Below are 23,199 nucleotides of genomic sequence, written 5' to 3'. Positions count from 1 at the left end.
CGGATCCCGCCGGTCGTCCCTGCCCAGCGGCAGGCCAGTGACCAGGAATCGACGCATGCAAGGCAAAGGAATCATCCGTGCAGTGGCATTCGCGCTGGTCACACTGCCACTGGCCGGAGCGGCAGCGCCGTTGCGGCTGGTCTTCGAAAATGGCTGGACAGTGCCCCTGAGCGGCGACGGCAGCCAGATCGCCGGCGAGGCGGTGAAGCTGGACCTTCCGGCGCAAGCCCGCGGGGTGTACTCCGTGACCGTGGACCACGCACAGCAGAAGGCCTACGTGGTGATCGATGCGCCCTACAACCACCGTGGAACGGCCGTCTTCGCGCTGGGTAATCTCCAGCGTATCGGCTTCCTGCCCGGCGTCACGGAAGTGGAGATACCGGCTGACCCCCGCGCGGACGTGATTCTGACGTCCACTCATGTGGTTTCCGGGCCGGATGCGCCGCGAAAAGACAGCATCGACTACCTGATGTTCGACGCATCCGACCGCGTGCACGGCGAAGTGCGTCGCCGCTCGGAGCCCTCCACGGTAATTGGCAGGGGTGTGGAAAATAGTGGCGAAATGGTCGGGGCCTGTCATGTCGCCGGCAGCCAGGCCTTTCTCGGCAACGCCTGGTTTCGTCGTTTCGACTACACCCTTTCGTTGTTACCGGCGCCGCCGCCATTGGACACGCCGGCGGCCCGCGCGAAAGAACTGCGGTCGGGTTGGGTGCAGGATTGCTGGCCCAACGGCGATATCCTGCTGGCGCGCTTCAACAACGAAAGTGGCACCGAGAACGGCCTGGACCCGACCGGTGAACTGACCCGGATTGCCGCCAACGGCGAGCGCCACACATTCACCGTGCCTGCACGCTATTGGGGTCGGTATGGTTCCTATCGGGCACTTGCCCTGGGCAGCGATGGTCGCTACGCCTTGCTGGCGTCGGGACTGGAATCGGTGATCTACGATTTCCAGTCACGCAAGGACTATCCCGTCCGTCTGCACGGCAATCGCCTCCTCGCGCAATTGTCAGCCGACCGCAAGACCGTCTACTCCTTCGATCTCCACTGGACCCTGCGCGGTGCAACGGACCTGCGCTACATCGAAGGCGGCTCTTCCCGCGTCGGCAGCACCTTCCTCGCGATGCTCACGCTCGCGGACGTGCCGGTTTCCGCCCCCGTGCGCCTGCCGGAAGAACTGGTGGCCATCCGCACGCGCAGGGAACGCATCGCCCATATCCAGAGCAGCGAAGGCGCCACCGAAGAGGACAAGCAGCGCCAGCTGGCCCAGGTGCCGCCGCTGAGTGCCGTCGCGGAGAAACTGGGGGATGGCGTCGTGGTCGGCGTTCTGCCGATGGGCGGGGACAGTAGTCGCTGATTCGCGTGCTGCCAGCAGGATCAGCGTCGTCATCCGCTATGCTGGCAACGTCTGCTGCAAAGCATCGTGGGAAGCGGCAATGCATCGAACGGCTTTCTGGCGGTACCTGGCGCATTGCGGCGCGATCGCCGCGATCAGCATGGCCTGCACATTGCCGTCGCGGGCTGCTGATGGTGAGCTGGATCCGACCTTTGGTACCCAGGGGCGGGCGACATTCGACTGGCCCGACGGCTGGGCGGAGCCGCGCGCGATCGCCGTGGATGCACAAGGGCGCATCGGCGTCGCCGGATCCGGCACGAGGCACGCCGGGTACACCAATCCACAGTTTCTGATTACACGGCTATTGCCCGACGGTGCCCGCGACCCGGCGTTCGCCACTGACCAGGACGGCTGGCGAACGTTTGCCTTCAATCTCAGCGGACTGACCGGGCACAGCGAGGATCGCGCCACGTCCGTCAATGTGTATCCCGATGGTTCCCTGCTCGTGGCGGGAAATGCATTCTTTGGCGGCCGGTTCGGGCATGCCGCCGTGATCCGCCTGACCCCGGCAGGTGCGCTGGATACAGGGTTCGGGACGGCAGGCAGCACCCATTTCGGCCTGTTCCAGGCCGATTCCACGACGATCGCGACCAGCAGCCTGACCGCCGATGGCCGCGTCCTGCTGGCTGGCGAGGCACTCTACCGCCCGGTCGGCAGTGCGTTGGCAGAAGGGCGCGTGATGCTGGCACGGATGACCGCAGACGGCCTGTTCGCCACGGGATTCGGATACGGCGGGCTTGCTGAATTTCACTACGCGCCGCAAAGCGCGGGCCATCAGGCGCACGCCCAGTCCATCGCCATGGAGGCCGGCGGCGGCATCACGGTCGTCGGCACCGAGTACACGGCAGAAGCGTTCAGCGCCGGGGCACTGCATGTGGACGCGCGCGGTGCGCGGGTTCTCTCGTTCGGCAATGGCGGCTCCGTGGTCTTTGGACCCCAGATACTGCATCTGACCGCAGCGGTTGCCCTGCCGGACGGCCGGACGATGGTTGCCGGAACCAGCGATTCCTTCGGCCTGGTACTGCTGCGCCTGAATGCCGACGGCAGCGTCGATACGAGCTTCGGCCAGGCTGGAGTTGCAACGGCGCCCGCACCGGCCGAAGCGCTTCTGCTGGCGAAAACCCGCGCGGGCCGGTGGGTCGCCGCGGGACCGGACAACGGGACCGGCGCCTTTGTTGCGCGCTTCACGGCCGAAGGCGAGCGGGATGACACCTTCGGCACCCATGGCGTCGCGCAGGTGATCTTCGAACCCAGCGGCCTTTTTTACGCCGCCAGGCCCGTAATGGACGCGCAAGGGCGTGTGCTGGTGGCAGGCTACATGCCCGAACACGCTGCTGCCGGGATCGCCGACTTCGGCGTGATGCGCGTCATCGTCGATACGGATGCGCTGTTCATCGACGGATTCGAATCCGCGCCGTGAGCCCGAGCCGCGCCGGATTGCTACATCGCGTCACGAAATACCCCGCTGTCATTGCCAGGCCATCGGGCCTTGGGGCCTAATGGCGCCACTGACAGTTGGGGAAGTCCGGATCCTTCATGCGTCCTGGTGCTCGCGGCACACGCATTCTGCGCCTTGGCGGCGTCGCTGTGGTCGTGCACTGGTCCGTGCTGCTGATGCTTCCCGTGGCGTTTGCCGCAACGGGCCGGTTCCTCGGAGCGCTCGCCGCAACGCTGGCCTATTTCGGACTCATCCTGGCGCACGAGACCGGGCACGCACTGATGGCGCGCTGGCGAGGACTGCGCGTCATCGAGATCAATCTCGTCGGTTTTCACGGACGCTGTATTTTCCAGCAGCCCCGTCACCTGGAAGATCACATCTTCGTGGCCTGGGGCGGGGCACTGGCCCAGGCGGCCGTACTGGTGGCGGCGGTCCTGCTGCTGGTCGTCATGCCGCGCCTGCCAGCCGGGCTGGCGCAGGTCATTGGTCCGGCGTTTTTCGTCTGGATCCCGATCAATCTCCTGGTACTGGCGATCAATCTGCTGCCGATCCGGACACTGGACGGGGCCGTTGCCTGGGGCGTCGTGCCGATGCTGCGTCGGCGCTGGCGCAACGCGCGTCGCTACGGGTAAGACGCTTCGGCGGCGTTCAGGTCACTGGCTGCGGGATAGGGCGCACCAGCCGGTCTGGATTCTTCCTTACGCATCCGGGGACGTCGCCCAGCGCCGGGCCAGGTGGTAGTAGATCAGGTTGCCCGCGCTCAGGGCGCCGGCCAGCACCGCAATCACCCCCGGCGTCACGTCGCGCCAGCCGAAGCTCTCGATCAGGGCGAATCCCAACGCCACCATTCCCAGCGTGATCCCCGTGCGCAGCGAGGCGTGCCGGCGTTGCACCTGCTCGCTGGCGACGATGCCACGGACCACGTCCTCCGCCGCCGCCATGCGCAGCAGCAGGTAACGCATGCGCGCATCGATCAGGAGCTTGACCACGTAGGTGATGCAGCCAAACATGAAAATGGGAATCAGGATGCGTTGTTCCATGGCAGGCTCCGCGGCAGGCAGTGACGGCGACAGGCATAGGGATACGGCCGAAGCAGCGTCGGTTGCAACGGCTGCAACCGGCGCGCAACACCCCGTATCTTTGCGAGCATGGAGTGCTGCCCGCAATGAATCCGGACCAGGAACTGGTCGAAGCCGTACTGGCCCGGAAACCGGGGGCTTTCGAGCGCCTGGTCGCCACTCACCAGGGGCTGTGCTGGCACATCATCCTGCGCCTGGTTCGGCATCCGGAAGATGCCCGCGACCTGTGCCAGGAGGCGTTCCTGCGGGTCCACCAGTTCCTGCACCAGTTCCGCTACGACTGCGCGCTCAAGTCCTGGATCGGCCGGGTGGCCTACATGGTGGCCCTGCGGCACCTGGAGAAGCAGCGCATCCCGGTCGTATCGGCCGACGCGGACGATGACGGGGATCTGCTGGCCAGTCACAGCGACGGCTTCGACCTGGAGTCAGCCCTGGTCGATCACGAGCTGGCCGGCCACCTGCACGCGGCGATCGACGCGCTGCCGCCGGTGCAACGCACGATCCTGACCTTGTATCACCTGGAAGAACTCAGCATCCCGGATATTGCCCAGGTCACCGGCATGGCCGTGGGCACGATCAAGAGCCACCTGTTCCGCACGCGCCTGCAGTTGCGCCAGTGGCTGGAAAACCGTCTTGGAGTGATGGCATGAATACCCCTTCTTTTTCCGATCCGCGCCGGGAGCGCGAATGGCAGGCGCAGGAGCGCGGGCGGCTGGCGGCGGCGTGGAAGCTCCCCGCAGGCGAAGTCGATTCCGAGGCGCAGGTCTACCGTCTGATGGCTGAGGTGCTGAGCCAGCCGCCGGTGACGGTACTCCCCCCGGATTTCGCGCGGCGGGTGGCGCAGCGGGCAGCGATGGCGGACCCGGGGCCCGAATCCCGCCTGGAGCGCGGCGGTTTGTGGTTGTCCGTGCTGGTACTGGCCGGTGTCGCGCTGTTCTTTGGCCTTACCGAAGGCGGTCAATGGCTGGACCAGGCCCAGCGCGCATTCCCGTCGGCCGGACGCATGGCCAACGGGTGGGGACTGTTGTTCGTCGTCTGCGTTGGCGTCACGACACTGACGTCGCTGTTCGGGGGCGGTGGGAATCGGCCGATTGCGATTCGACAGTAGGAGGTTTTCGCTCCAGGGCCGACACGCACAAGCAGGATACACGCGGTGCCGCCAACCCAGGATTGGATTGTACCGCGCGATTGGGCCTGGCCGATTCCGCGACCGCTCTTCCGTGCGGTCGATTTCGCGACCACACGTTGCGAAATGTATGGCGTAGCGTGTGGTCTTGCGCGCAGACAGCGCGTGGATCTGAACGATCAGGCTTCGCCACGCTTGAAGCATTGCGTGCTTCCTGCCGACGCAGCGACGCCGCGCTTCGTCGGCAGGGTCGGTAAAGGCCGGAATCCTCTACGGGCTTGCCAGCACATGATCGAAGCTGAGTACCCGCGTCAGCTTCCATGCGCCGGCTTCCTTCTTCCACAATTGCGTGAACTGCCCGGTTTCCGTCAGGACGTCGGGCTTGCCCGCTTCGACGCGGTAGAACCGGTGCGATCCGGTTTCAATTGCGCCGTAATCGTTCATGGGGTAGACGCGCAGGCTCCCGGGGATCAGCTCCCGTCGCGCGAGGAAGTCCTGGCCCGTACGGCGGCGCTCGCACATGGCGCGGACGCCATCGATGAAAGCCTGTCCGGATGCCGCGGTCTGGCCCCACTTGTCGTGGTAGAACTCGAAATCGGCGGAAACCAGTGCGGCGGTGCGATCCGCATCGCAGTGGTTGAAGGCCGCGTCGAACAACTGTGCGTCCAGGGCGCGGATTTCCTGCTCGAGGGCGGCGCTGGATCGCGGTCCGTCGGTCAGCTGGTGTCCGTCGGCCAGAGTGCGCGTGACGAGCGGGTCGCCCCCCATGGCCAGTGATGGAAGGAGCAGGAAGGCGAGCAGGTAGCGTCGGTGCATGGCAGTTTCCCGTGTGGTCCACGCCGGGATCCGGCGCGGAGGTGGTTTCCTTGGTCACCGCTAGCCGGGTGACCAAGGACGTCCGGGGAAGAGATACCGGCGCGTGCCACGTGGTTGCAGTGGCCGGCAACGGCCTCACGGGTGCTGCCTTTCTGTCGTCACGCCGGTTGCCCTGCGGGGCAGCCGGCGTGCATTGACTCACAGCGACAATGCGAACTCAGGCGGGGGTCATGGATAGCTTCGAGCGCGCGGGCTTGCGCACCAGGATGGCGATGCCGGCCGGGATGGCGAGCCAGAAACCCGATGCGGGAAACAGCGCGGCACCGACGGCACACATCAGGAGCAGCAGCCAGCCCGTCGACTTGGGAATGTCCGCGCGGGACTTTTCCAGTGCGGAGATCGCCAGGCCTGTCGTCAGGAGCGGGAAGCTGAACAACATGAACCACACCGGCGCGCCGATCAGGGCTTCGTTGCCTACCGAATCAATCACGCCGCGTTCCAGGATCGTAGGGAACACCGGCTTCATGATGAGCACGGCGAAGGCCGAATGCAGTACGCCGACAACGGTCAACCAGCGGCCAATCCACGCTTTCATGGTGAAGCTCCTTGGAGGTGAGAAAAGTAAGCAGTTAGCGCGTCGCAGCCGCGCGGCGCGGAACCGGAAAAGAGTATGAAAAATACGGGATGATTTGATAGCTCAAATCGCGCCTTTGGATAATCCGGCCGCATCAAGGGGATGCCTTCGCGGCATCGCCCGTCGGCACGGTGGCGAAGCGGCGCGCACAGGCATCGGTACCGGCCGGGTCCAGTCCGGCGAAGCCGAATCCGTTCCAGCGGTAGGCAGCGACGCGAGTCTGTCGCGTCGTCGGATCCGGTGCAATGAAGGAGTCGCCACGATGCAGCGCACACAGGATGCTGCGATCGTCGCCAGCCTGCGTGACGGCGTCGAGCAGCGGCCAGGCCAGAGCGGATCCGCGCCAACGGGCAATCAGCCCGCGCGGACCAACTGCGTACACGTACGGACGTACACCGGTGGTCATGTCCAGCGGCGACGCGTGCCGCTCCAGGGCGAACAGCAGGGGAGGCGCATTGTCGCCGGACAGCCGGGCCTGCTCGAGGGATAGCACGTGCTGGCGCCGCGAACGCCAGAGACGTTTTCCGTCACGCCAGCCTTCCAGCGCCATTCCATCGGGCGGCAGCTCAGAGGACCACGGTTCCGGCCGGATCGCGACGCCATCGACGACGAGCCCGGCGCGCAGGGGCGCGGCGCAGTCAGCCAACGTGTTCGCAGGCGTGATATCCGCCAGCCGCGGGTACGTGCTGCCCGGTGAGGTTCGCGTGGCCAGCGCCGCGCAGCGCAGCGTGTGGTCACGGACGCGGCAATCGGCAATGGCGCCGAGTTTGGTCTGCGGGTATTTCTGGTCGAACAGGTGGTTTCCCAGCGAATAGAACACCGGCTTGCCGCTGACGCATTCGGCCGGCTGCACCACGTGCGGATGGTGGCCGAAGATGACGTCGGCGCCCTGGTCCACCAGCCATGCCGCTTGGGCGCGCTGGGTGGAGCTGGGCCAGTCGACCAGTTCCGGGCCCCAGTGAATCGATACCGCGACGACGCTCGCAACGGAACGGGCCAGGCGCAACTTCTGCGCCAGCTCGACGGACGGTATTGCCTGCGTGCGACCGTCGCGGCCGCGTACAGTGTTAACGGCAATAAGCGCGAGCGTCGTTTCGCCGCGTTGAAAAAACCGGGGCGATTGCGCGAAATCCAGCGCCAGCACGCCGGCCGGATGCAGCGCCGCGATGGTTTCCCTGCGGCCCGCAGTTCCCAGGTCGCCGGAATGGTTGTTCTCGTGGGTGAGAACATCAAAGCCGGCCTGCACGACCAGCGGCACTGTCGCCGTATCAATGGCAAAACAGGGACCGGCTGCGCCGGCGCAGCCCTCGCTGTTGCCGAAGGCACCTTCGAGGTTGCCCCCCACCCAGTCTGCCGCCTGGAAGAGCGGCGCCAGCGACTCCCAGGGCGAGGTGCCCCGTCGGCGCCACTCTTCATGCACCTGGCGCGACAGCAGGATGTCGCCGGTAAACAGCAGGCGCAACTCGTTGGCGAATGCCGGTGCGGTATTCGCCAGTGCCAGCGCGAGGATCAGAACGGCGCGACGGCAGGACATGACAGCCCCTTGCTCGACAGGTGCCGCGAGATCCACGCCGGTCGCGTGGCCTGGTCCACGCGATCGCGCCATTGCGCATCGGTCATGACGGTGTCGGACGGAAACTCATAGTAGGAATAGACGCTTCCCTTCACGATCTCGCGCCGGCCATAGAACGGAACAACCTGGTCCCACTCCAGCGGCCGTCCCACCGCGGCCATCAGCCAGGGGCCTTCGCCAGCCACTTCGGCGATCTTCATCATCGGCTCCGGATTCGATAGCGCGAGATCCTTGTTGTTGAGGCTCTTGAAGATCAGCAGGTGGTGCTCGGCGATACGCGCGATGTAGAGGATTGCCTCGTACTCCGCATCGGTCAGCGGCTCGCCCTTGAGTTCCTTGCGGGCTATGGCTTCGAACAGGCGGGCTTGTTCGGCGGTGGCCTTCAGGCGACGCGACACACCTTCATTGACGCCGCTGAAAACACCGTTGTCGCTGACTTCCAGTGGTTTGCCGCCGGGGGCGCTTTCCAGTGCGGCGACGGCACGGTCGATCTGCTCGAACAGGCGCGCCGCAGTTGCGAAGAACTCCGGATCCGGCTCGACGTAGCCGCGCGGCGGCCGCAGCACGATGGCTTCGAAACCACCCTCGCCGCATTCGGCGGCAACCAGCTCATTGACCAGGGCCGTGGCGTGGCGCAGCGTCGCCCAGGAGGCCAGGCCGGTCTGCAACCGCTTGGTCTGCCAGAAGGTGCGGTCCAGTTCCGCCGCGCCGGGAAGATCGGCAGTGCGCCATTGGCGTCCGAGCAGGAGCATCCAGGCATCGTAAAGGCTGTCGCCGGCCCCGGCTGTCGGTGCGCGGCGGCCGACGCTATCCAGGACGGGACCCAGGGCCGGATAACGGCCGAGATCTTCCCGCAACAGTTCGCGTGCCCGCTCGCTGCCGAACGCCGCGGCGAGGTCGAGCCCCGAGGGCAGCAGGCGTGGCCCGTCTTTACCCTTGATCTGTTCCGCCTCGGGCCAGTCGGGGTGATACACCGTTGATAGCAGGATCTCGTTGTCGTAGCCCCAGGAAAGCGGGAATACCTGTGGCTGTGTCAACGGATGCCGTGCGTAGGCGGGAAGGGCGCGGCTGCCGGCGCTCCAGGCCAGGGGCGCGCGGCCCGGTGCGATGAAGGCGCGATAGGCATCGGTCCAGCGCAATGCGCGGGTCTTGACCTCGGCGGAGGCCGACGACAGCACGGCGGAGTCCGTTCGCAGCGCCGCCATCCGCGTGAGATACCGCACGCCCTTGAAGTAGGTTTCCATTTCCGGCGAACCGGTGTAGTGGCCGCGCGGCGTGAGCTCGGCGAAGTTGAAGTCCGACTCCAGTGCGTCCGACGGCGCGCGCGCGTTGGCGGCACGGATGCGCTGGGTCTCGGCGTTGCGGGTGCCGTCCTGGCGCAGTGCCGCCACGGCGGCAAACGCCTTGGCCCAGGGGCTATCCGGCTGGCGGGTCGCGAGGTCGGCCGCGGCGGCGTCGACGAACGTCCAGAATGCGGGCACCGCGGCCTGGTGCTCGTGCATCACGAAAATGCCTTCGTACGCGGCGCCGACGAGCTCCAGGAAGACATCGGTCGTGATGAAGTAGGGACGCGTCGGGATGCTGGCCTCGTAGCCGCCGCAGGCATAGTTTTCGGATTCGTACAGCTGGTAGAGCTGCTCGTGATCGAGCGGACGAAACAGCCCGTTATTGGCGGTCAGCTGCTTTTCGTCCGTCGGGTCTTCCACGAACATCCAGGCGTTGACAACATCCGCCAGCGGCACCGAAATCGGTACGTAGTGCATGGCCGTGGTGCCGCCCTGGTCGACCAGCCCCACCAGCCCCTTGCCGTCGGCAACGGACGACGGCGTGCCGGTAAACGTCTGCGTGGCGGCGACGGAGGATTTCACCTGTCCATGCCCGGTGATCAGCGTGACGCCGGGCGTGCCCTTCTTCCAGTGCAGCAGTCCCAGGCCGTTGGGCGTGACGGTGACCGAGCCGCCGCAGGGCTTTCCGGCGACGGGTCTGGGTGAACCCCAGTTCATGCTGTCGTAGGGCAATTGCTGGAAGCAGCCGTGTGGGTCCTGCCACAGCAGGATGTGGCCCGCCGGATGGAACGCCGAAGGCAGGGCTGAGGCCGCCTCGTTGCGCGTGGGTTCCATGTCGACGTCCGGCATGGCGGTGTAGTCGGAAGCCGGGCCGACGACCTGGTAGTCGCGATCACCTTCTTCGGTAATCGATCGGGTGGAATAGCTGCCGTTCTCCAGGCGCTCGCCAAAGACGATGCGGTAGCGCAGGATCGGTTGGTTCGTGGCGGCTTCGTAGCCGGTGACGAAGGGGCGCGGCGCGACCAGGAGGCGCCGCAGCTCGCGTTTGCCCTGGCGTAGCGTCTTCCATTGCCAGCCCTCCTGCTCGGCGGCCGACAAGATCACCGACTCCTCCCCGCGGCGCGCTGTCAGGAATACCTTCCGGCCCAGCGGATGAACGGTGAGGCTGGCCGGTTTCACGTCCCCGGGCAAGGCAACCAGCAGTTTTGCGGTCGTGGTGCCGATCGTCCATTCCCGCACGCCGACTGCGCCGTCTGCGCCGCGAACGAGGGCGACGGCGACGGGACGGTCTGGCCAGATGTCGAAATCGATCACCTTCTCGTCGGCAGGCAGTGCCCAGTGTGACGCGATCGCCGGCGACGCCGTCACGGTCAGCTCCGGGGTGACGAAGACCGACTCGTCGGCACGGACGGGAACGGCCAGCGCGGCACCCAGGGCGGCCGGCAGCAGGGCGCGGAGAAGTCGGTCGGACATGGCTCGTATCCTTGGCAGAGTGGCGACACGGTTACCGCTTTACAGCGCCATCCCGGCGCAAAGTGGCACAGCATAGCCGCAGGCGAACGGCAGTGGCGTGATGCACACCCGCGCCTGCGGACGTTCCGCCGGGTCACGCGTTCAGGCGAAAGCGCCCTTGCTGGGCGACGCGGGACGGCCGAGGGGCGTTTTCAGGGTGATCCGGCCGGATCATGCAGTGGTGCGATCCGGCTGACGACCTGTTCCATCGTCGCGGCGGACTTCAGGTAAGCGTAGATATCGCCCGCCGAGCCCATCAGCAAGTGCTTGAGGATCTTCTCGAAGGGATACATCGTCGCGTGGCCATCGTCGAGGTCGATCGACATCTCGACGCCGCCACCGCGCGACGTCCGCCAGGTGCCCTTGCCGTGGGTGCGCACCAGTTCGCCGATATAGGCGCCGACCGGCAATATGAAATACCAATAGAAATCCGGTCGTGCAAAAGCGGATTTCAATAATTGGGAATTATCCAGATATTCGCTCAGCAACAGCGCGCTGGATTCGAAGTCGCCCAGTGAAAGCGTTTTGCCGAATCTGTCGCGGAATACGGTTTCGCATTCGCGGCGCAATGATTCGATCTGGGGCAGGGTGATCATGGCGATCGCCGCCAGCGCGCGGCGCCGGCTCTCGCGCAGGTGAAGCGCGCCGAGGACCACGGCACTGACGAACAGCAGGGCTGCAATGCCCAATCCGTACAAGAGCATACGTTGTCCCCCAGGGTGTGTGGCCCGCCCGTCGGTCCAGCCAGGGTGGAGCCAGCCTACGCCGATCACGTCCGGACAACCAGTCTCGGCCGCCAGCCTGGCCAGTCGGCCAGGGCGCGCGAAATAACCAGATGTCATTTTTGTGCGGCGTATTAGGGATCGGTTGGGTTAATCCGGAAACAATATCCGTCGCCTTATATGGGCTGGCGCCGTCACAGCAACGGCGCCGATGGACGAACTGAATCGGGGAATCAGCATGCACCGCTTGAATGGCGTTATCCGCCGGTGGGGAATCGGCCTCGCCGCGCTTGTTGCCGTGTCCCACGTGGCCCACGGGGCCCAAGGGGCAGACACCGCGGCTATCCGGGCCTTCGACGACTGGGCGCAGGTCTACGCGCGCGCCACGACCACTGAGCGATCTGCAGAATCGCTGGCCGAGGGTCGACGGCTCGCGCAATCGCGCCGCGTTGCGCTGCATGCGCTGATCACGACGGATCCTGCGCAGGCTCTGCAGCACGCCGTGCCGGCATCGGTACGTGCCGGGTTGCCGGCGACCGTGCAGGCGGAACTGGAGCAGCCGATCGACGGCATGGGTGTGCTCACGCACGCCATCGAGATGTATCACGAACACCGCGCCGACGCCGATGGCGTCGAGCAGCCGTTTCATCGCGCGGTACGCGTTCCGGCGCTGGTGATGGGCGAGGAGCGCTATCTGCCGTTCACCTACGGACGCCGGAAATCGCTGGCTACCTTGCGTGCACTGCCGGTGCATGGCATCGCGATCGACGGTGACGTGGCGATCTCTGAATGGCCTTATCGCGTATTGGAAGCGGATGAGTCCGTGGCCGCGGCCCAGGTGGCCGATCCGGCCAGGACGTGCAGCGAACCGGCTGCGCGCCAGCGCATCGTGACCGGCAACCAGGTCAGAACGCTCTGCAGCGCGGCCGAACTCGAGCAGATTGTCCAGCAGTGGGGTATCGCCGAACAGGAAGCCAGGACCGGCAATGCCGATCTGCGCCTGGGCGACGTCGCATCGTCCTGGACCACCGGTTCCAAGACGTTTCTCTATATTCGCGTCCGTTTCAGCGACCAGGACGCCTCCCAGCTGCCCGACGACGCCACCGCGGCGGCGACCATGAGCGGCCTGCGCGACTTTTCGCGTGCCTTCAGCTACAACGCGATCAGCGACGTAGTGCCGACCATCACGCCGATCCTGGTGCTACCCAACACGCAGCAACACTACCTCGACAATGGCGACGGCGGCATATTGAGCGACGCCCGCGCCGCGGCGGCGGCCGCCGGGTTCAATACGGCGAACTTCAATTTCTACGCGGTGCGTTTCCGCGATGGCCCGGGCAGCTACGGCGGCAAGGCCTACGTCGGCGCCACGGGAATCTGGCTCAAGACCAACAGCGCCGGCGTGCTGGCGCACGAGTTCGGTCATAACCTCGGCCTGTTTCATGCCAATGCCTATATCGCCGCCGGCAACGACGTGGTCGGCCCGGGTACCAATTCCGAGTACGGCAACATCTTCGATCGCATGGGCAGCGGCGGCGCCCTGACAGCGCATTTCACGGCCAGTGCCAAGGAAAAACTGACCTGGCTGTTCAATCGCCAGCTGGTGCGCGTGTGGGGGTCGGGTGAGTACCGGTTTGCGTCGCACGACGTGACGACCTTGTCGAACACGCTGGGCGCCGCTGCGTTCTACCCGCGTGAACGCTACTGGATGATGGCGGCCGATGCGACCGAACCGGTCAACGGCATCGCCTGGTTCGAACATCGCACGCAGTTCCCGGCGTTTGATCGCGCGGTGCATGTCAATTTGCAGGGAACCGAGAACTGGTTTGTCGACATGACGCCGCAAAGCGGCGGCGGCGTGGGCGACGGTGCGCTGATGCTCGGTCGGACGTATTCGGATCGCATGCTGGGTCTGCACGTCACGCCCGTGGCCAAGCAGGACGGTACGCCCGCGACGATCACGCTGCAGGTGAACAATGGCGAATTTGCCGGAAACCGCGCGCCGACGGTGAGCGTGGTTGCGGACACCACGACAGCCGCAACCGGGGCCACGGTCACCTTCACGGCAACGGCGGCGGACGCGGACAGTGACTCGTTGGCCTACACCTGGGATTGGGGCGATGGCACCTATGGCGGCATCAATGCGCGTACAGCGACCAAGTCGTGGAGCAGCGCCGGTCACTATCGCGTTCGTGTAACAGCCAGCGACATGAAGGGTGGCACCGCCAGCGCGGCGGTCGTGGTGACGGTCGGCACCCCGCCGGCGACGGCGCTTCGCGCCAGCGGACGCGTGACCGTCGGCGGTGTCGGCGTGGAAGGCGTGCACGTGTGGAATGGCGCGACGGGCAGCAACTATCGCGGCGCGTATACGGCCAGCGATGGCACGTTCCAGATCAACAAGCTGGCGTCCGGCTCGATCACCTTCCAGGCCAGCAAGAAGGGCATGGACATGGCGGCCCAGTTCACCAATCCGGTGAACCTGACGGCGGATCGCACGGACGTGAATTTCACGGCCACCGCGCACCCTGTGGTGTCGGTGACGGCAGTGGATACCACCGCGCAACCCAACGGCACCGACACGCTGGTCTTCCGCGTGGCGCGCACCGGCGCAACGACCAATCCGCTGAAAGTCTGGTTCAAGCGGGGCGGTACCGCCTTTACGTCGGGCAACCCCACCAACACTTCGGACGACTACAAGATCTCCACTGGCACGGCGCTGTTCGTCGATATCCCCGCTGGAGCGGCGAGCGCCGACATTGTCGCGACGGCCAACTCGGACACCTCGCCCAACGAGGCGGATGAGTCGGTCATTGTGGATATCGCGGACGGCATTGATTACGAAGTGGCCTACCCGGGTCGCGCGCAGGGCGCCATCACCGGCGTTGCCGGACCGGCAAACGATGCGTTCGTCAATCGGATCGCCCTGTCGGGCGCGAACGTCACGACGACGGGCACCAACCTGTACGCGACGATGGAATACCTGGAACCGCCGCACAACGCCCGCCTGCCGGGTTCCGGTTCCGTGTGGTGGCGCTGGACGGCACCCTCGGCGGGCCTGGCGCGGGTGAGTCTGGCCGGTACCGCGTTCGACAGCGTCGTCGCGGTGTATACGGGCACCTCGCTCGCCCAGCTGGTTCCGGTGGCCATGAACAACGACGCGGCAGCGGGCGTCACGACGTCCCAGGTGGACTTCCCGGTCACTGCCGGTACGACCTATGTCATTGCCGTGGCCAATGCGGCGGCCAACGCGACGGGCGGCGCCATCAACCTGGCGATCTCGCTCGATACGACCGGCGGTGACCGCATCTTCGCCAACGGGTTCCAGTAAGCGCAGATGCCGTCCGACGCGAGTCGGGCGGCATCTGCGGAAATAAGTGAAGAACCTCCGAAAAAAGCGATCGGCCTTCCCTGGCCGATCGCTCACCGGCACGGTGTGATCAGTCGGTGACAGAGAATTCGCGCTGGTCGAGCAGGCGGCCATCCGCATAGACGTCCACGCGGTACAGACCCGGCTGCCAGGAACGGTCCGCGTACATCCAGACGCGGGAGTGGCCGGCGGCGTTATCCATCTTGCTGTCCATGATGTACGACTCGTCCGTACCCGCAATGCGGCGCCACTCGGCGCGGAACTGCGCACGGGCGCGATTGCCCAGCTCCATCACGATGTAGACGCGACGGTTGCCGGCATCGAACAGGCTCTGGCGCGAACCCGGCTTGCCGAACGCGTCATTGTAGAGGGCCATGTCGTCGACGACGGGCATGCCGCCCGAGTAGCCATCGCCTGAGCCAGAGCCGCCGTCCAGCTGGCGACCGCTCGAACGTGGCGGCGGCGCCGATGACGAATGGGAAATCGCGCCGCTGCTGCCGCCGCCGTCGGAAAGGCGGAAGTTGTCGAAGGCGGCATTGGTCGCGGCGATCACCGGCGACACGCTGAGCAGGCCGGCGCCAGTGCCATCGCCGAGCGACCCGTCCGTGGTGCGCGCCAGTTCGCGGCCATTGACCGACAGCACGAGCGAGCTGCCGCGGCATTCACCGCGCAGTTTCACGCCTTCGGAGGGGTCGACGCCCAGGTGGCCGGTGGCCAGCAGCGACGCATCGCCGTCAACGACGCGCACGATTTCCACGCCGCCGGACTTGACCAGGTTGAACGCGTAGAACGTCAGCCCGCGGCCCACGCGGCAGGCCACGCCCGCACGGGAATCGCTGTGCGAAGCGGCCAGGCGCACGTCGGCTTCGACCACCTGGTTGGTGGAGTCGGTCCGCGCCGGTGCCGTCGCCAGGGCGTAGTGGCGATCCTGTAGCGGGTTGATCAGGTATTCGCCGCCGACCACGGTGTAGACGGCGCTGAGGTCGCCCGTGGCGTCGGAGTCGGGCCAGCCGCCGATGCTGTCGAACGAATCGGTGTAGACCGTCTGGGCATTCGCCATCGGCGAAAGCACAGGCAGTGCGGTAAGAAGGCTACGCAGGATGAGGATTTTCATGAAGGTTTTCTCGCCGGTGGTGTACAGGGTGTGTTGTCCCTGTCCACACGTGCGACAAACCGGGAAGAATTTTTCGCACCCGCCGGAAATTTTTTCCGGCGGAGGAATTGGACCGTCGCGGCGTGCTCTGGCGGTCTTTAGGGCTTGCGCTCGCAGCGCAGGGCAACCGCCTGCCAGCCGGGCTTGAGCCAGACCAGGAATTGCGGGTCGCCGACGACGGCGCTGACCGCGATTTCCACGGCGTTGTGGCGGTCTTCCGAGCCTTGCTTGATGCAATCGACCAGCGCGTGCAGCAGATCCAGCGCCTTGGTATCGGCGGACGAAACGCCGTGTATGTGCCGCGATCGCTCGGCCAGTTCGAGCAGCGCCGGCACCTTCGCATCGTTCTGGCGCAACAGGTAGAGCGCCGCCAGACGTGTGGCCGCGGAAATCAGGCGGGGGTGTCCGTCGGGGTAGATGATCTGGCCCTTTGCGAGTACTTCCTGCAGCAAGGCCTCGGCTGCGGCGGTATCGCCGGCCGACCAGCGTTCCTGCGCATGCAGGTCGGCGATGCGAATGCGTTCTTCATGGGCTTCCGGAAACAGGCGCTGTGCCATCGCCCAGGCCTCGCCGACGCGTGTCGCCGCGAGCGTGGCGTCCTTGCGGTAAAGCGCGTTGCGCGCCTCGACGCGCAGCAGCCGGGCACGTTCGGGGTTCTCGCCCGGATACCCAATCTCGGCGGCGGCAAAGGCTTCCCGGATGAGCGACCGGGCACGGTCGTGATCACCCCTGTCGTCGATGAACTCGGCGAAATTGCGCAGGAGCGGGGCCAGGTCCTCTTCTACCTTGTTCGTGACCTTGTTCCGTACCAGGTCGATAGCGCGCTCGAATTCGACCGCGGCGACATCGTCGCGGCCCCGCATCCGGCTGACGATGGCCAGGCCGTTGTGCAGTTCCGCCGCCATCTCGTAGTCGTCGGGCGTGAATTCCGCCACCAGATCCAGGCTGTGGCGCACCCAGCGTTCGGCTTCCTCCAGGCGGCCCTGGCGCTGGCGCAGCACGGCCAGGGAATAGGCCGTGTTGATCGCGTCGGTCGGTGTTCCCGCGCGTTTGCGATAGGGCAGGGCCTCCTCAAGCATCTGGCCAGCGACGTCGAACTGGCTCAGTTCCAGATAGACGCCGCCCAGGGCGTGCAGCAGCCGGCCGCGTACGGCGTCGGGGAGGTCTTTCTGCTCGCGGATCCGGGCGACGCCCTGGTCGAGCGCCTCGCGCAGGGTGAGTTCCTGGCCCTTGGCCCGACGCGGGTCCACGCTGCCCAGCACATCGATCATCAGCTCGGTGACCTGCTTGGCCGTTGCCTGCTCGCGTTCGCTGCGCGCCAGTTCCTGCTGCAGCCGCCAGACAAACCCGGCAATCAGGGCGGCAATCAGGCCTACCGTCGCCAGCGCCAGCCAGTGGCGACGGACGAATTTCCGCGTGCGATACAGCGTGCCGCCCTGGCGTGCCAGCACCGGCTGTCCGCGTCGCCAGCGCTGTACGTCGTCAATCATGGCATCGACGTTGCGGTAGCGCTCCAGCGGTTCCCGCCGCATGGCCTTGGCCACGATGGCATCCAGGTCGCCACGCAGACGCCGGGCCCACGGCACGCTGTCCTCGGACTCGGCCAGATGGCTGGGGGTGGGCGGTTCGCGCCGGACGATGGCATCGAGCAGGGCAGGGCCGGACAGGTCGGAAAACGGTGTTCTGCCGGTCAGCAGTTCGAACAGCAGCACGCCCAGCTGGTAGATATCCACGGCGACGGTCGCCGGCGCGCCGGCGACCTGTTCCGGCGCGGCATAGCGTGGCGTCAGCGCTCGCGTATCGGTCATCGTCGCGCTCTGTTCCGAAAGCAGGCGGGCGATGCCGAAGTCCAGCAGGTGCGGTTTGCCCTGGTGATCAACCAGGATATTGGCCGGCTTCAGGTCGCGATGCGCGACCAGGGACTGATGTGCGTGCGCCACGGCCTGGGCGATCTGGACGAACACGTCCAGCCGGGTTGGCAGCGACGGGGCCGCCTGCTGCATCCACCGGTCGAGTGCCACGCCGTCGACGTACTCCATCACCAGATACGGCACGCCGTTCGGGTCTTCGCCGGCGTCCAGCAAGCGGGCGATGTTCGGATGTACCAGGCGCGCCAAGATTTCGCGTTCTGCTGCAAAACGGCGCCGCCAGCCGTCATCGTCTGGCGACTTGTCGAGCACCTTGATCGCGACCTGCCGGCTGAACCGGCCGTCGGAGCGCTCGGCCAGCAGCACGCGGCCCATGCCGCCGTGGCCCAGCTGGCGCAGGATGCGATAACCCCGTTCGGTGCCCAGGTCTTCCGAGACCGTCACCGGGACGGGAGTTTCGCGCGGGCGCAAACCATCGGATTCGCTCGCATGGAGCATGGCGGCCAGTTCGGCAGCAAGGCCGGCGTCTTCCTGCGCCACCACGGCCAGCTCCGCTTCGCGCTGATCGGGCGTCAGGGTGTGCAACCGGTCAAACGCCTCACACAGCCGCCGGTGGCGAAGACGGGCGGCCTCTAGGGACTGAGGGTCCGAAGCAGCCATGCGCGGGCGCTCTCCCATTGGCGGTTGACGGTGCTGGGATGCAGGCCGAGCGCTTCGCCCGTCTGCTCGATGGACAAGCCCAGGAAATAGCGCAGTTCGACGATCTGCACCTGGCGCTCGTCCAGAAGCTCCAGCTGGCGCAGGGCATTGTCGAGTTCGAGAAGGTCCACATCGGGATTTCCGGACAATTCCAGAATTTCATCGAGTTGGATCTTCTCGGCCGACCCGCCGCGCTTTTCTGCCTGCCGGCCGCGCGCCCGATCGATCAGGGCCTGGCGCATGGCGCGCGCGGCACTGCCGAAGAAGTGCCGGCGATTGGCAAAACTGGGCTGCTGGTCGCCGCAGAGGCGGAACCAGGCCTCGTGCACCAGCTCGGTCGCCTGGAGTGTCTTGCCGCCCCATTCGCGGCCCAGCTGCGCGGCGGCCAGCTTGCGTAATTCGTCATAGAAGCGCTTGAGCAGCGCATCGCCTGCGGCGGCGCTGCCGTCGTTCCACTGCGCCAGCAGGACGGTCGTGTCGGAGTCGGTTTGGCCCATGGCCCCCATTCTAGTGCATTCGGTCGGGCTCGGTCCGGAGGCGGAGCGCGACGCGGTTCGCGGGGAAACCAGGAACCGGTTGGCGGAATCGCGCCGTCAATGCGGGGAGAGTGAGGTTCGGGCGGTGCGCCGGGGGGCGGGGTGGTCACCTGCCAGGAACGGCAATCGGGGGTGTCCCGCGCCGACCGTGTGAAGGGAGGGCTTTCCACACCCCTGCATGGGTGTGTACCGGCACGTGAGCGTCTGCTCCGCCCTGAGTAGCAGAACGGTCTGTCTGCAGGCGGAAGCGGCCGGTTGAGTCCGCTTCCGGCGTGCGTTGCGCGATATGAATTTCCACAATCGTCAACGGTACGGCGGGACGCGCTGGGCTATGCTCGGCCCGATCACGCGTCAGGACCGGACATGTCCTCACGGAGAGGCTCGCCATAGACCCCGCCAATGACGCGTGATGCAGTGGTGTCGCGGTGCTCGCACCGCGACTCGGTCGTGATTGTTCGCAATCGAAATTGAAGTGGAGTTCCCTTTTTCAATGGCTATTCTTGTCCGTTCACTCTCCGCAGCGCTTGCCCTTGCCCTGACAACCGGTGCAGCGCCTGTGGCCCTCGCGCTGTCGCCAGCCAGCCCGGAGGGTTCTACCCTCGCGCTGTCGCTGACGCGTGGTGTGGAAGAAAAACCCGTCTTTCTGGCTGGCGTCGATGGTGATTACCGCACCGACGGCACGCCGGCGACGGTGTTCTCGCCGCGTTTCAAGGCTACGGCCCGCACGCCGCGCGCGGCGGCTTTGGAATACCTGACCGCACGCGGACCAGAGCTCGGCCTGAACCAGGCAGACCTGGCCGGCCTGGTCGTCCGCGCCGAGCGTTCGATTGACACCATGGGCATCGTGCGGTTCACGCAGCAGGTCGACGGTTTGCCGGTGTACGGCAGCAGCATCGTCGTGACGGCGAAGAATGACGGAACCATCGTCTACGTGGCCAACGGTTCGGTTCGCGGTGTGGCGACGGTTGCTGCGCGTGCCGTGCTTGCGCAGAGCGAGGCGATCGCCGCGGCAATGCGCCACCTGGAGATGAAGCCGCTGCGTCACAGCGATGCCGTGCAGATGCTGTACCAGACCCAGGACGGCACCCGTCCCGTATGGCGCGTGCTGGCCACCAGCGTCGACGCGCGCGTGGGCGGCTGGGAAATCCTGGTGGATGCGACAGACGGACGCATCCTGCGTTCCCAGACGATCGAACACAATGTCGACGGTACGGCGACCGTCTTCAAGCCGGACCCGCTCTCGTTCGCCAAGGTGTCCTATTCGACGGCCGGCTACGCGGACAACAACAATGCCGACTCGCCGCAATTGACGGCGGCCCTCCAGAGCGTGGTGCTGCGCGACATCACCAGCAATGGCGGGCAGTACTCCCTGGCGGGTCCGTACGCGGTGTGCACCGAATGGGAGGCACCTGCCGACGCAGCGTGCCCGACGCAGGCATCGACCAATTTCAGCGTCACGCGTTCGGCGATGACGTTTGATGCGACGATGGTGTACTACCACGTCGACACGTTCATGCGCTACGTCAACCTGACGCTGGGCATTGCGGTGATGCCGATCCAGTACAGCGGCGGCGTGAAGATTGATCCGCACGGCGAAGAAGGCGCAGACAATTCGCACTACAACGGTGCCACGGGCGAGCTTGTATTTGGCGAAGGCGGTGTTGATGATGCACAGGACGCCGACGTCATCATCCACGAGCTGGGCCATGGCCTGCATGACTGGATCACCGACGGTGGCCTGTCGCAGGTCGAAGGCCTGTCGGAAGGTGTCGGCGACTACCTTGCGCAGGCCTACAGTCGCGATTTCCCGAACCAGTGGACCAGCGCCGATGCCGCCTACCATTGGGTGTTCAACTACGATGGCCACAATCCGTTCTGGCCTGGCCGCATTACCAACTACCACGTCGGCCATAGCTATCCGAACAATATCGGCAGCGGGCACACGGCCGGCCAGTACTTTGCCTCGTGCAATATCGTCGCCCGTGACGCCATCGGCGGCCAGGCGATGGACAAGGCCTTCCTGGCCGGGCTCGCCATGACGAACGAGAACTCGACGCAGAAGCAAACCGCACAGGCGATCATCAATGCCGCCGGTACGCTGGGTTACAACGCCACGCAGATCAACGGTATCGCGCAGGCGTTCAATACCTCCTGCAACTATGCCGTGACCGTGCCGCCCGTTTCCGACGTCATTTTCGCCAACGGCTTCCAGTAGCAGCCGTCGCTGCGCCGCCGGGGCCTTCGCAAGGCCCCGGCGGCGAACTTGCCCAGTGCCACCGGCTGCTGTTCCGCAACACGGTCGGCACGTCCGTGTCGCATGCACCTCGCCCTGTCGGCGACGCAATTCATGCATTTCTCCCGGCGATTCCACCCAGAAACGCGAACGTTCCGTTCCGGTTCCGTTGGCCTGTCTCTTGCCCCCGCTCCTCCATCGCGCCTGGTGATCCAGGCGCGTTTCGTCCGTGGAATTCCGTCAGGAGGCCGCTCATGCTGTTTTCCAGCAAATCCGAAACTCATGCCGTCAATTTGCTCAAGCGTGATCACCGCCTCGTCGAAGATCTGTTCCGCCAGTGGGAGGAGGCACCGAACAACGGCGCCGCCGCCAAACTGGTCAGTCAGATCTGTCAGGCGCTGGTGATACATGCGGAAGTCGAGGAAACCGTGTTCTATCCGCGCGTGCTCAATGCACTCGACAAGGAGGATGCCGAACTGATTCGCGAGGCGGCAGTCGAACACGGCACGCTCAAGGGGTTGATCAGCCTGCTCAACGGCGCCAGTCCGAACGAGCCGATGTTTTGCGCGCAAGTCAGTGTGCTGCAGGAGTATGTCAAGCACCACGTACAGGAGGAAGAGCACGAACTCTTTCCGGCGGCGGAGCGCACGGATCTGGATCTGGAAGCCCTGGGCGTGGAGATGTCAGCCCTGAAACGCCAGCTGGAAGCCCGCGTGGCCGACGAGGAAGCACCTGCGACGAGCGGACGCGTGAATGTGGTCGATGTGGCCACGCCGGTCGGTGCCCGGCCGCGGGGCCGGCCGGTAGCGCACGGTCACCGCGCCGCCTGATGCGACGATGCAGCTGCTGAATACTTTACGATAAATTGTAAAAATGGCCGCTGGGTGATGCATTGCCCTGCGGTGTCGAACGCCAATGCAGGCGGTTTTTCGTGGCATGGTTGTTGCGATGTGGGCAACCGGCGCAGTTCGCAGTGGATTGCGCGGGTGTCTGACAGGATGCACCCCCAATTGGCGTACGCCCGCGCAAGCCCGGCCGCTGGCCGCACACGGACGTGGTATGCGAAAGAGGCCGGCCTCTCACGGAAGAGAGGCCGGCGAAGCGTGCCGTCGGCCTGGCGTTTCGTCACGCTTTTCAACCGAACGGGTAGCCGAGGAGCAGACTTCATGACGCAGTACCTTCGTATTACGCCGTCCCTGCTGTTTGCCGGCATTGCACTGACCATGACCGCGATGGCGCAGCAGACGCCTCCGGCGCAGCATCCCGCGACGGCGCCGCCCGTGGCGCAGCCGCCGTCCAGGCAGGATCCGGTCGATACGCGCACCGTGCCGCCGAGTTCAAACCCGCCACCGGCCGTTTCGCCGCCCAATCCCCGTCAGACGCCACCGATTGCCGGCGCGACGCCCACCGGCCGCAACCCGGTCGCGCCGAACCAGCAGCTGGCCAGCCGCCAGGATGTTCGCGGCACGCACAGTTTCGTGACACTGGATTCCAATACGGACGGCGTACTGTCGCTTGAGGAGTTCAAGGTTTCGGGCAACAACATGACCGACTGCGACCGCGACGCGGATGGGCGCATCACACGCAACGAGTTTGACGCCTGCCTGAGGTAGTCTGCTTCACCGCAGTTTGGCATGTCTCTTTGAAGGACTGCCTCCAGTGCGCGCCACGGGGCCGCTGGAGCCAGTCCTTCTTTTTCTTTTCGGATGATTGCGCTGACAGGGCCTGCGCGATGCGGTGTCGCGCGCAAAGGCCGTGGCG

Annotated in this window: 18 protein-coding genes; 9 read left to right on the top strand and 9 right to left on the bottom strand. The window is 65.8% G+C overall.

Features of this window, described 5'->3' with window-relative positions; genetic code table 11:
• Positions 1-55: 55 nt before the first annotated feature.
• From N4264_RS17355 to N4264_RS17345, 3 genes are all read left to right on the top strand, one after another.
• Positions 56-1,357: a hypothetical protein gene (locus tag N4264_RS17355; protein WP_261693495.1), complete on the top strand. Its 1,302-nt coding sequence runs from the start codon at positions 56-58 to the stop codon at positions 1,355-1,357.
• Positions 1,358-1,436: 79 nt separating this feature from the next.
• On the top strand, positions 1,437-2,816 hold the full coding sequence (locus N4264_RS17350) for a delta-60 repeat-containing protein (protein ID WP_261693494.1): 1,380 nt from the start codon (positions 1,437-1,439) through the stop codon (positions 2,814-2,816).
• A 116-nt stretch (positions 2,817-2,932) separates the two neighbouring features.
• On the top strand, positions 2,933-3,466 hold the full coding sequence (locus N4264_RS17345; RefSeq protein ID WP_261693493.1) for a zinc metalloprotease: 534 nt from the start codon (positions 2,933-2,935) through the stop codon (positions 3,464-3,466).
• A 66-nt stretch (positions 3,467-3,532) separates the two neighbouring features.
• Here N4264_RS17345 and N4264_RS17340 read toward each other — a convergent pair whose 3' ends face one another.
• Entirely contained in the window at positions 3,533-3,874 is a 342-nt protein-coding gene (locus N4264_RS17340) for a hypothetical protein (protein WP_261693492.1), read from the bottom strand.
• Between the two features lie 125 nt (positions 3,875-3,999).
• Between N4264_RS17340 and N4264_RS17335 the strand changes: the two genes are divergently transcribed.
• A complete protein-coding gene (locus tag N4264_RS17335) occupies positions 4,000-4,563 on the top strand; it encodes an RNA polymerase sigma factor (RefSeq protein ID WP_261693491.1) in 564 nt (187 codons plus the stop codon).
• Positions 4,560-5,021: a hypothetical protein gene (locus N4264_RS17330; RefSeq protein WP_261693490.1), complete on the top strand. Its 462-nt coding sequence runs from the start codon at positions 4,560-4,562 to the stop codon at positions 5,019-5,021. The genes N4264_RS17335 and N4264_RS17330 overlap by 4 nt, the downstream gene beginning before the upstream one ends.
• 288 nt (positions 5,022-5,309) lie before the next feature.
• On the opposite strand, the gene N4264_RS17325 is transcribed toward N4264_RS17330, so the two are convergent.
• The 5 genes from N4264_RS17325 to N4264_RS17305 form a co-directional block, all read right to left on the bottom strand.
• Positions 5,310-5,855, bottom strand: a complete 546-nt coding sequence (locus tag N4264_RS17325) for a nuclear transport factor 2 family protein (RefSeq protein WP_261693489.1) — start codon at positions 5,853-5,855, stop codon at positions 5,310-5,312.
• Positions 5,856-6,072: 217 nt separating this feature from the next.
• Positions 6,073-6,450, bottom strand: coding sequence for a DUF6463 family protein (locus tag N4264_RS17320; protein ID WP_261693488.1), 378 nt, complete (start codon positions 6,448-6,450; stop codon positions 6,073-6,075).
• A 133-nt stretch (positions 6,451-6,583) separates the two neighbouring features.
• A complete protein-coding gene (locus N4264_RS17315) occupies positions 6,584-8,023 on the bottom strand; it encodes a CapA family protein (RefSeq protein WP_261693487.1) in 1,440 nt (479 codons plus the stop codon).
• Complete coding sequence (locus N4264_RS17310) at positions 7,999-10,821, bottom strand: DUF3160 domain-containing protein (RefSeq protein WP_261693486.1); 2,823 nt, start codon at positions 10,819-10,821, stop codon at positions 7,999-8,001. The genes N4264_RS17315 and N4264_RS17310 overlap by 25 nt, the downstream gene beginning before the upstream one ends.
• 191 nt (positions 10,822-11,012) lie before the next feature.
• Positions 11,013-11,702: a hypothetical protein gene (locus N4264_RS17305; RefSeq protein ID WP_261693485.1), complete on the bottom strand. Its 690-nt coding sequence runs from the start codon at positions 11,700-11,702 to the stop codon at positions 11,013-11,015.
• Between the two features lie 118 nt (positions 11,703-11,820).
• Here N4264_RS17305 and N4264_RS17300 point away from each other — a divergent pair, with 118 nt between their 5' ends.
• The gene (locus N4264_RS17300) at positions 11,821-14,910 is read left to right on the top strand and encodes a PKD domain-containing protein (RefSeq protein WP_261693484.1); all 3,090 of its coding nucleotides are present in this window, start codon (positions 11,821-11,823) and stop codon (positions 14,908-14,910) included.
• Positions 14,911-15,019: 109 nt separating this feature from the next.
• Here N4264_RS17300 and N4264_RS17295 read toward each other — a convergent pair whose 3' ends face one another.
• From N4264_RS17295 to N4264_RS17285, 3 genes are all read right to left on the bottom strand, one after another.
• Positions 15,020-16,063 (bottom strand): hypothetical protein, encoded by a 1,044-nt coding sequence (locus N4264_RS17295; RefSeq protein WP_261693483.1) that lies wholly within the window; start codon positions 16,061-16,063, stop codon positions 15,020-15,022.
• 137 nt (positions 16,064-16,200) lie between these two features.
• Positions 16,201-18,630, bottom strand: coding sequence for a serine/threonine-protein kinase (locus N4264_RS17290; RefSeq protein WP_261693482.1), 2,430 nt, complete (start codon positions 18,628-18,630; stop codon positions 16,201-16,203).
• Positions 18,603-19,166: an ECF-type sigma factor gene (locus tag N4264_RS17285; protein ID WP_261693481.1), complete on the bottom strand. Its 564-nt coding sequence runs from the start codon at positions 19,164-19,166 to the stop codon at positions 18,603-18,605. Before N4264_RS17285 ends, N4264_RS17290 begins: the two co-directional genes overlap by 28 nt.
• 529 nt (positions 19,167-19,695) lie before the next feature.
• Between N4264_RS17285 and N4264_RS17280 the strand changes: the two genes are divergently transcribed.
• From N4264_RS17280 to N4264_RS17270, 3 genes are all read left to right on the top strand, one after another.
• Positions 19,696-21,420: a hypothetical protein gene (locus N4264_RS17280; protein WP_261693480.1), complete on the top strand. Its 1,725-nt coding sequence runs from the start codon at positions 19,696-19,698 to the stop codon at positions 21,418-21,420.
• Between the two features lie 272 nt (positions 21,421-21,692).
• Positions 21,693-22,268: a hemerythrin domain-containing protein gene (locus tag N4264_RS17275; RefSeq protein WP_261693479.1), complete on the top strand. Its 576-nt coding sequence runs from the start codon at positions 21,693-21,695 to the stop codon at positions 22,266-22,268.
• Between the two features lie 336 nt (positions 22,269-22,604).
• Positions 22,605-23,051, top strand: coding sequence for an EF-hand domain-containing protein (locus N4264_RS17270; RefSeq protein ID WP_261693478.1), 447 nt, complete (start codon positions 22,605-22,607; stop codon positions 23,049-23,051).
• The last annotated feature ends 148 nt before the right edge of the window (positions 23,052-23,199 follow it).

The organism is Tahibacter amnicola (assembly GCF_025398735.1).
Lineage (GTDB): Bacteria > Pseudomonadota > Gammaproteobacteria > Xanthomonadales > Rhodanobacteraceae > Tahibacter > Tahibacter amnicola.
Note: the sequence above shows the minus strand (reverse complement) of the source record. Positions and strands in the feature narration are given on the sequence as shown.

Coding starts and splice junctions, on each gene's coding strand:
- N4264_RS17275 (WP_261693479.1), top strand. CDS start 21,693: ATGCTGTTTTCCAGCAAATCCGAAACTCATGCCGTCAATTTGCTCAAG.
- N4264_RS17325 (WP_261693489.1), bottom strand. CDS start 5,855: ATGCACCGACGCTACCTGCTCGCCTTCCTGCTCCTTCCATCACTGGCC.
- N4264_RS17285 (WP_261693481.1), bottom strand. CDS start 19,166: ATGGGCCAAACCGACTCCGACACGACCGTCCTGCTGGCGCAGTGGAAC.
- N4264_RS17320 (WP_261693488.1), bottom strand. CDS start 6,450: ATGAAAGCGTGGATTGGCCGCTGGTTGACCGTTGTCGGCGTACTGCAT.
- N4264_RS17300 (WP_261693484.1), top strand. CDS start 11,821: ATGCACCGCTTGAATGGCGTTATCCGCCGGTGGGGAATCGGCCTCGCC.
- N4264_RS17350 (WP_261693494.1), top strand. CDS start 1,437: ATGCATCGAACGGCTTTCTGGCGGTACCTGGCGCATTGCGGCGCGATC.
- N4264_RS17295 (WP_261693483.1), bottom strand. CDS start 16,063: ATGAAAATCCTCATCCTGCGTAGCCTTCTTACCGCACTGCCTGTGCTT.
- N4264_RS17345 (WP_261693493.1), top strand. CDS start 2,933: ATGCGTCCTGGTGCTCGCGGCACACGCATTCTGCGCCTTGGCGGCGTC.
- N4264_RS17290 (WP_261693482.1), bottom strand. CDS start 18,630: ATGGCTGCTTCGGACCCTCAGTCCCTAGAGGCCGCCCGTCTTCGCCAC.
- N4264_RS17330 (WP_261693490.1), top strand. CDS start 4,560: ATGAATACCCCTTCTTTTTCCGATCCGCGCCGGGAGCGCGAATGGCAG.
- N4264_RS17270 (WP_261693478.1), top strand. CDS start 22,605: ATGACGCAGTACCTTCGTATTACGCCGTCCCTGCTGTTTGCCGGCATT.
- N4264_RS17310 (WP_261693486.1), bottom strand. CDS start 10,821: ATGTCCGACCGACTTCTCCGCGCCCTGCTGCCGGCCGCCCTGGGTGCC.
- N4264_RS17305 (WP_261693485.1), bottom strand. CDS start 11,702: ATGACATCTGGTTATTTCGCGCGCCCTGGCCGACTGGCCAGGCTGGCG.
- N4264_RS17315 (WP_261693487.1), bottom strand. CDS start 8,023: ATGTCCTGCCGTCGCGCCGTTCTGATCCTCGCGCTGGCACTGGCGAAT.
- N4264_RS17355 (WP_261693495.1), top strand. CDS start 56: ATGCAAGGCAAAGGAATCATCCGTGCAGTGGCATTCGCGCTGGTCACA.
- N4264_RS17340 (WP_261693492.1), bottom strand. CDS start 3,874: ATGGAACAACGCATCCTGATTCCCATTTTCATGTTTGGCTGCATCACC.
- N4264_RS17280 (WP_261693480.1), top strand. CDS start 19,696: ATGGCTATTCTTGTCCGTTCACTCTCCGCAGCGCTTGCCCTTGCCCTG.
- N4264_RS17335 (WP_261693491.1), top strand. CDS start 4,000: ATGAATCCGGACCAGGAACTGGTCGAAGCCGTACTGGCCCGGAAACCG.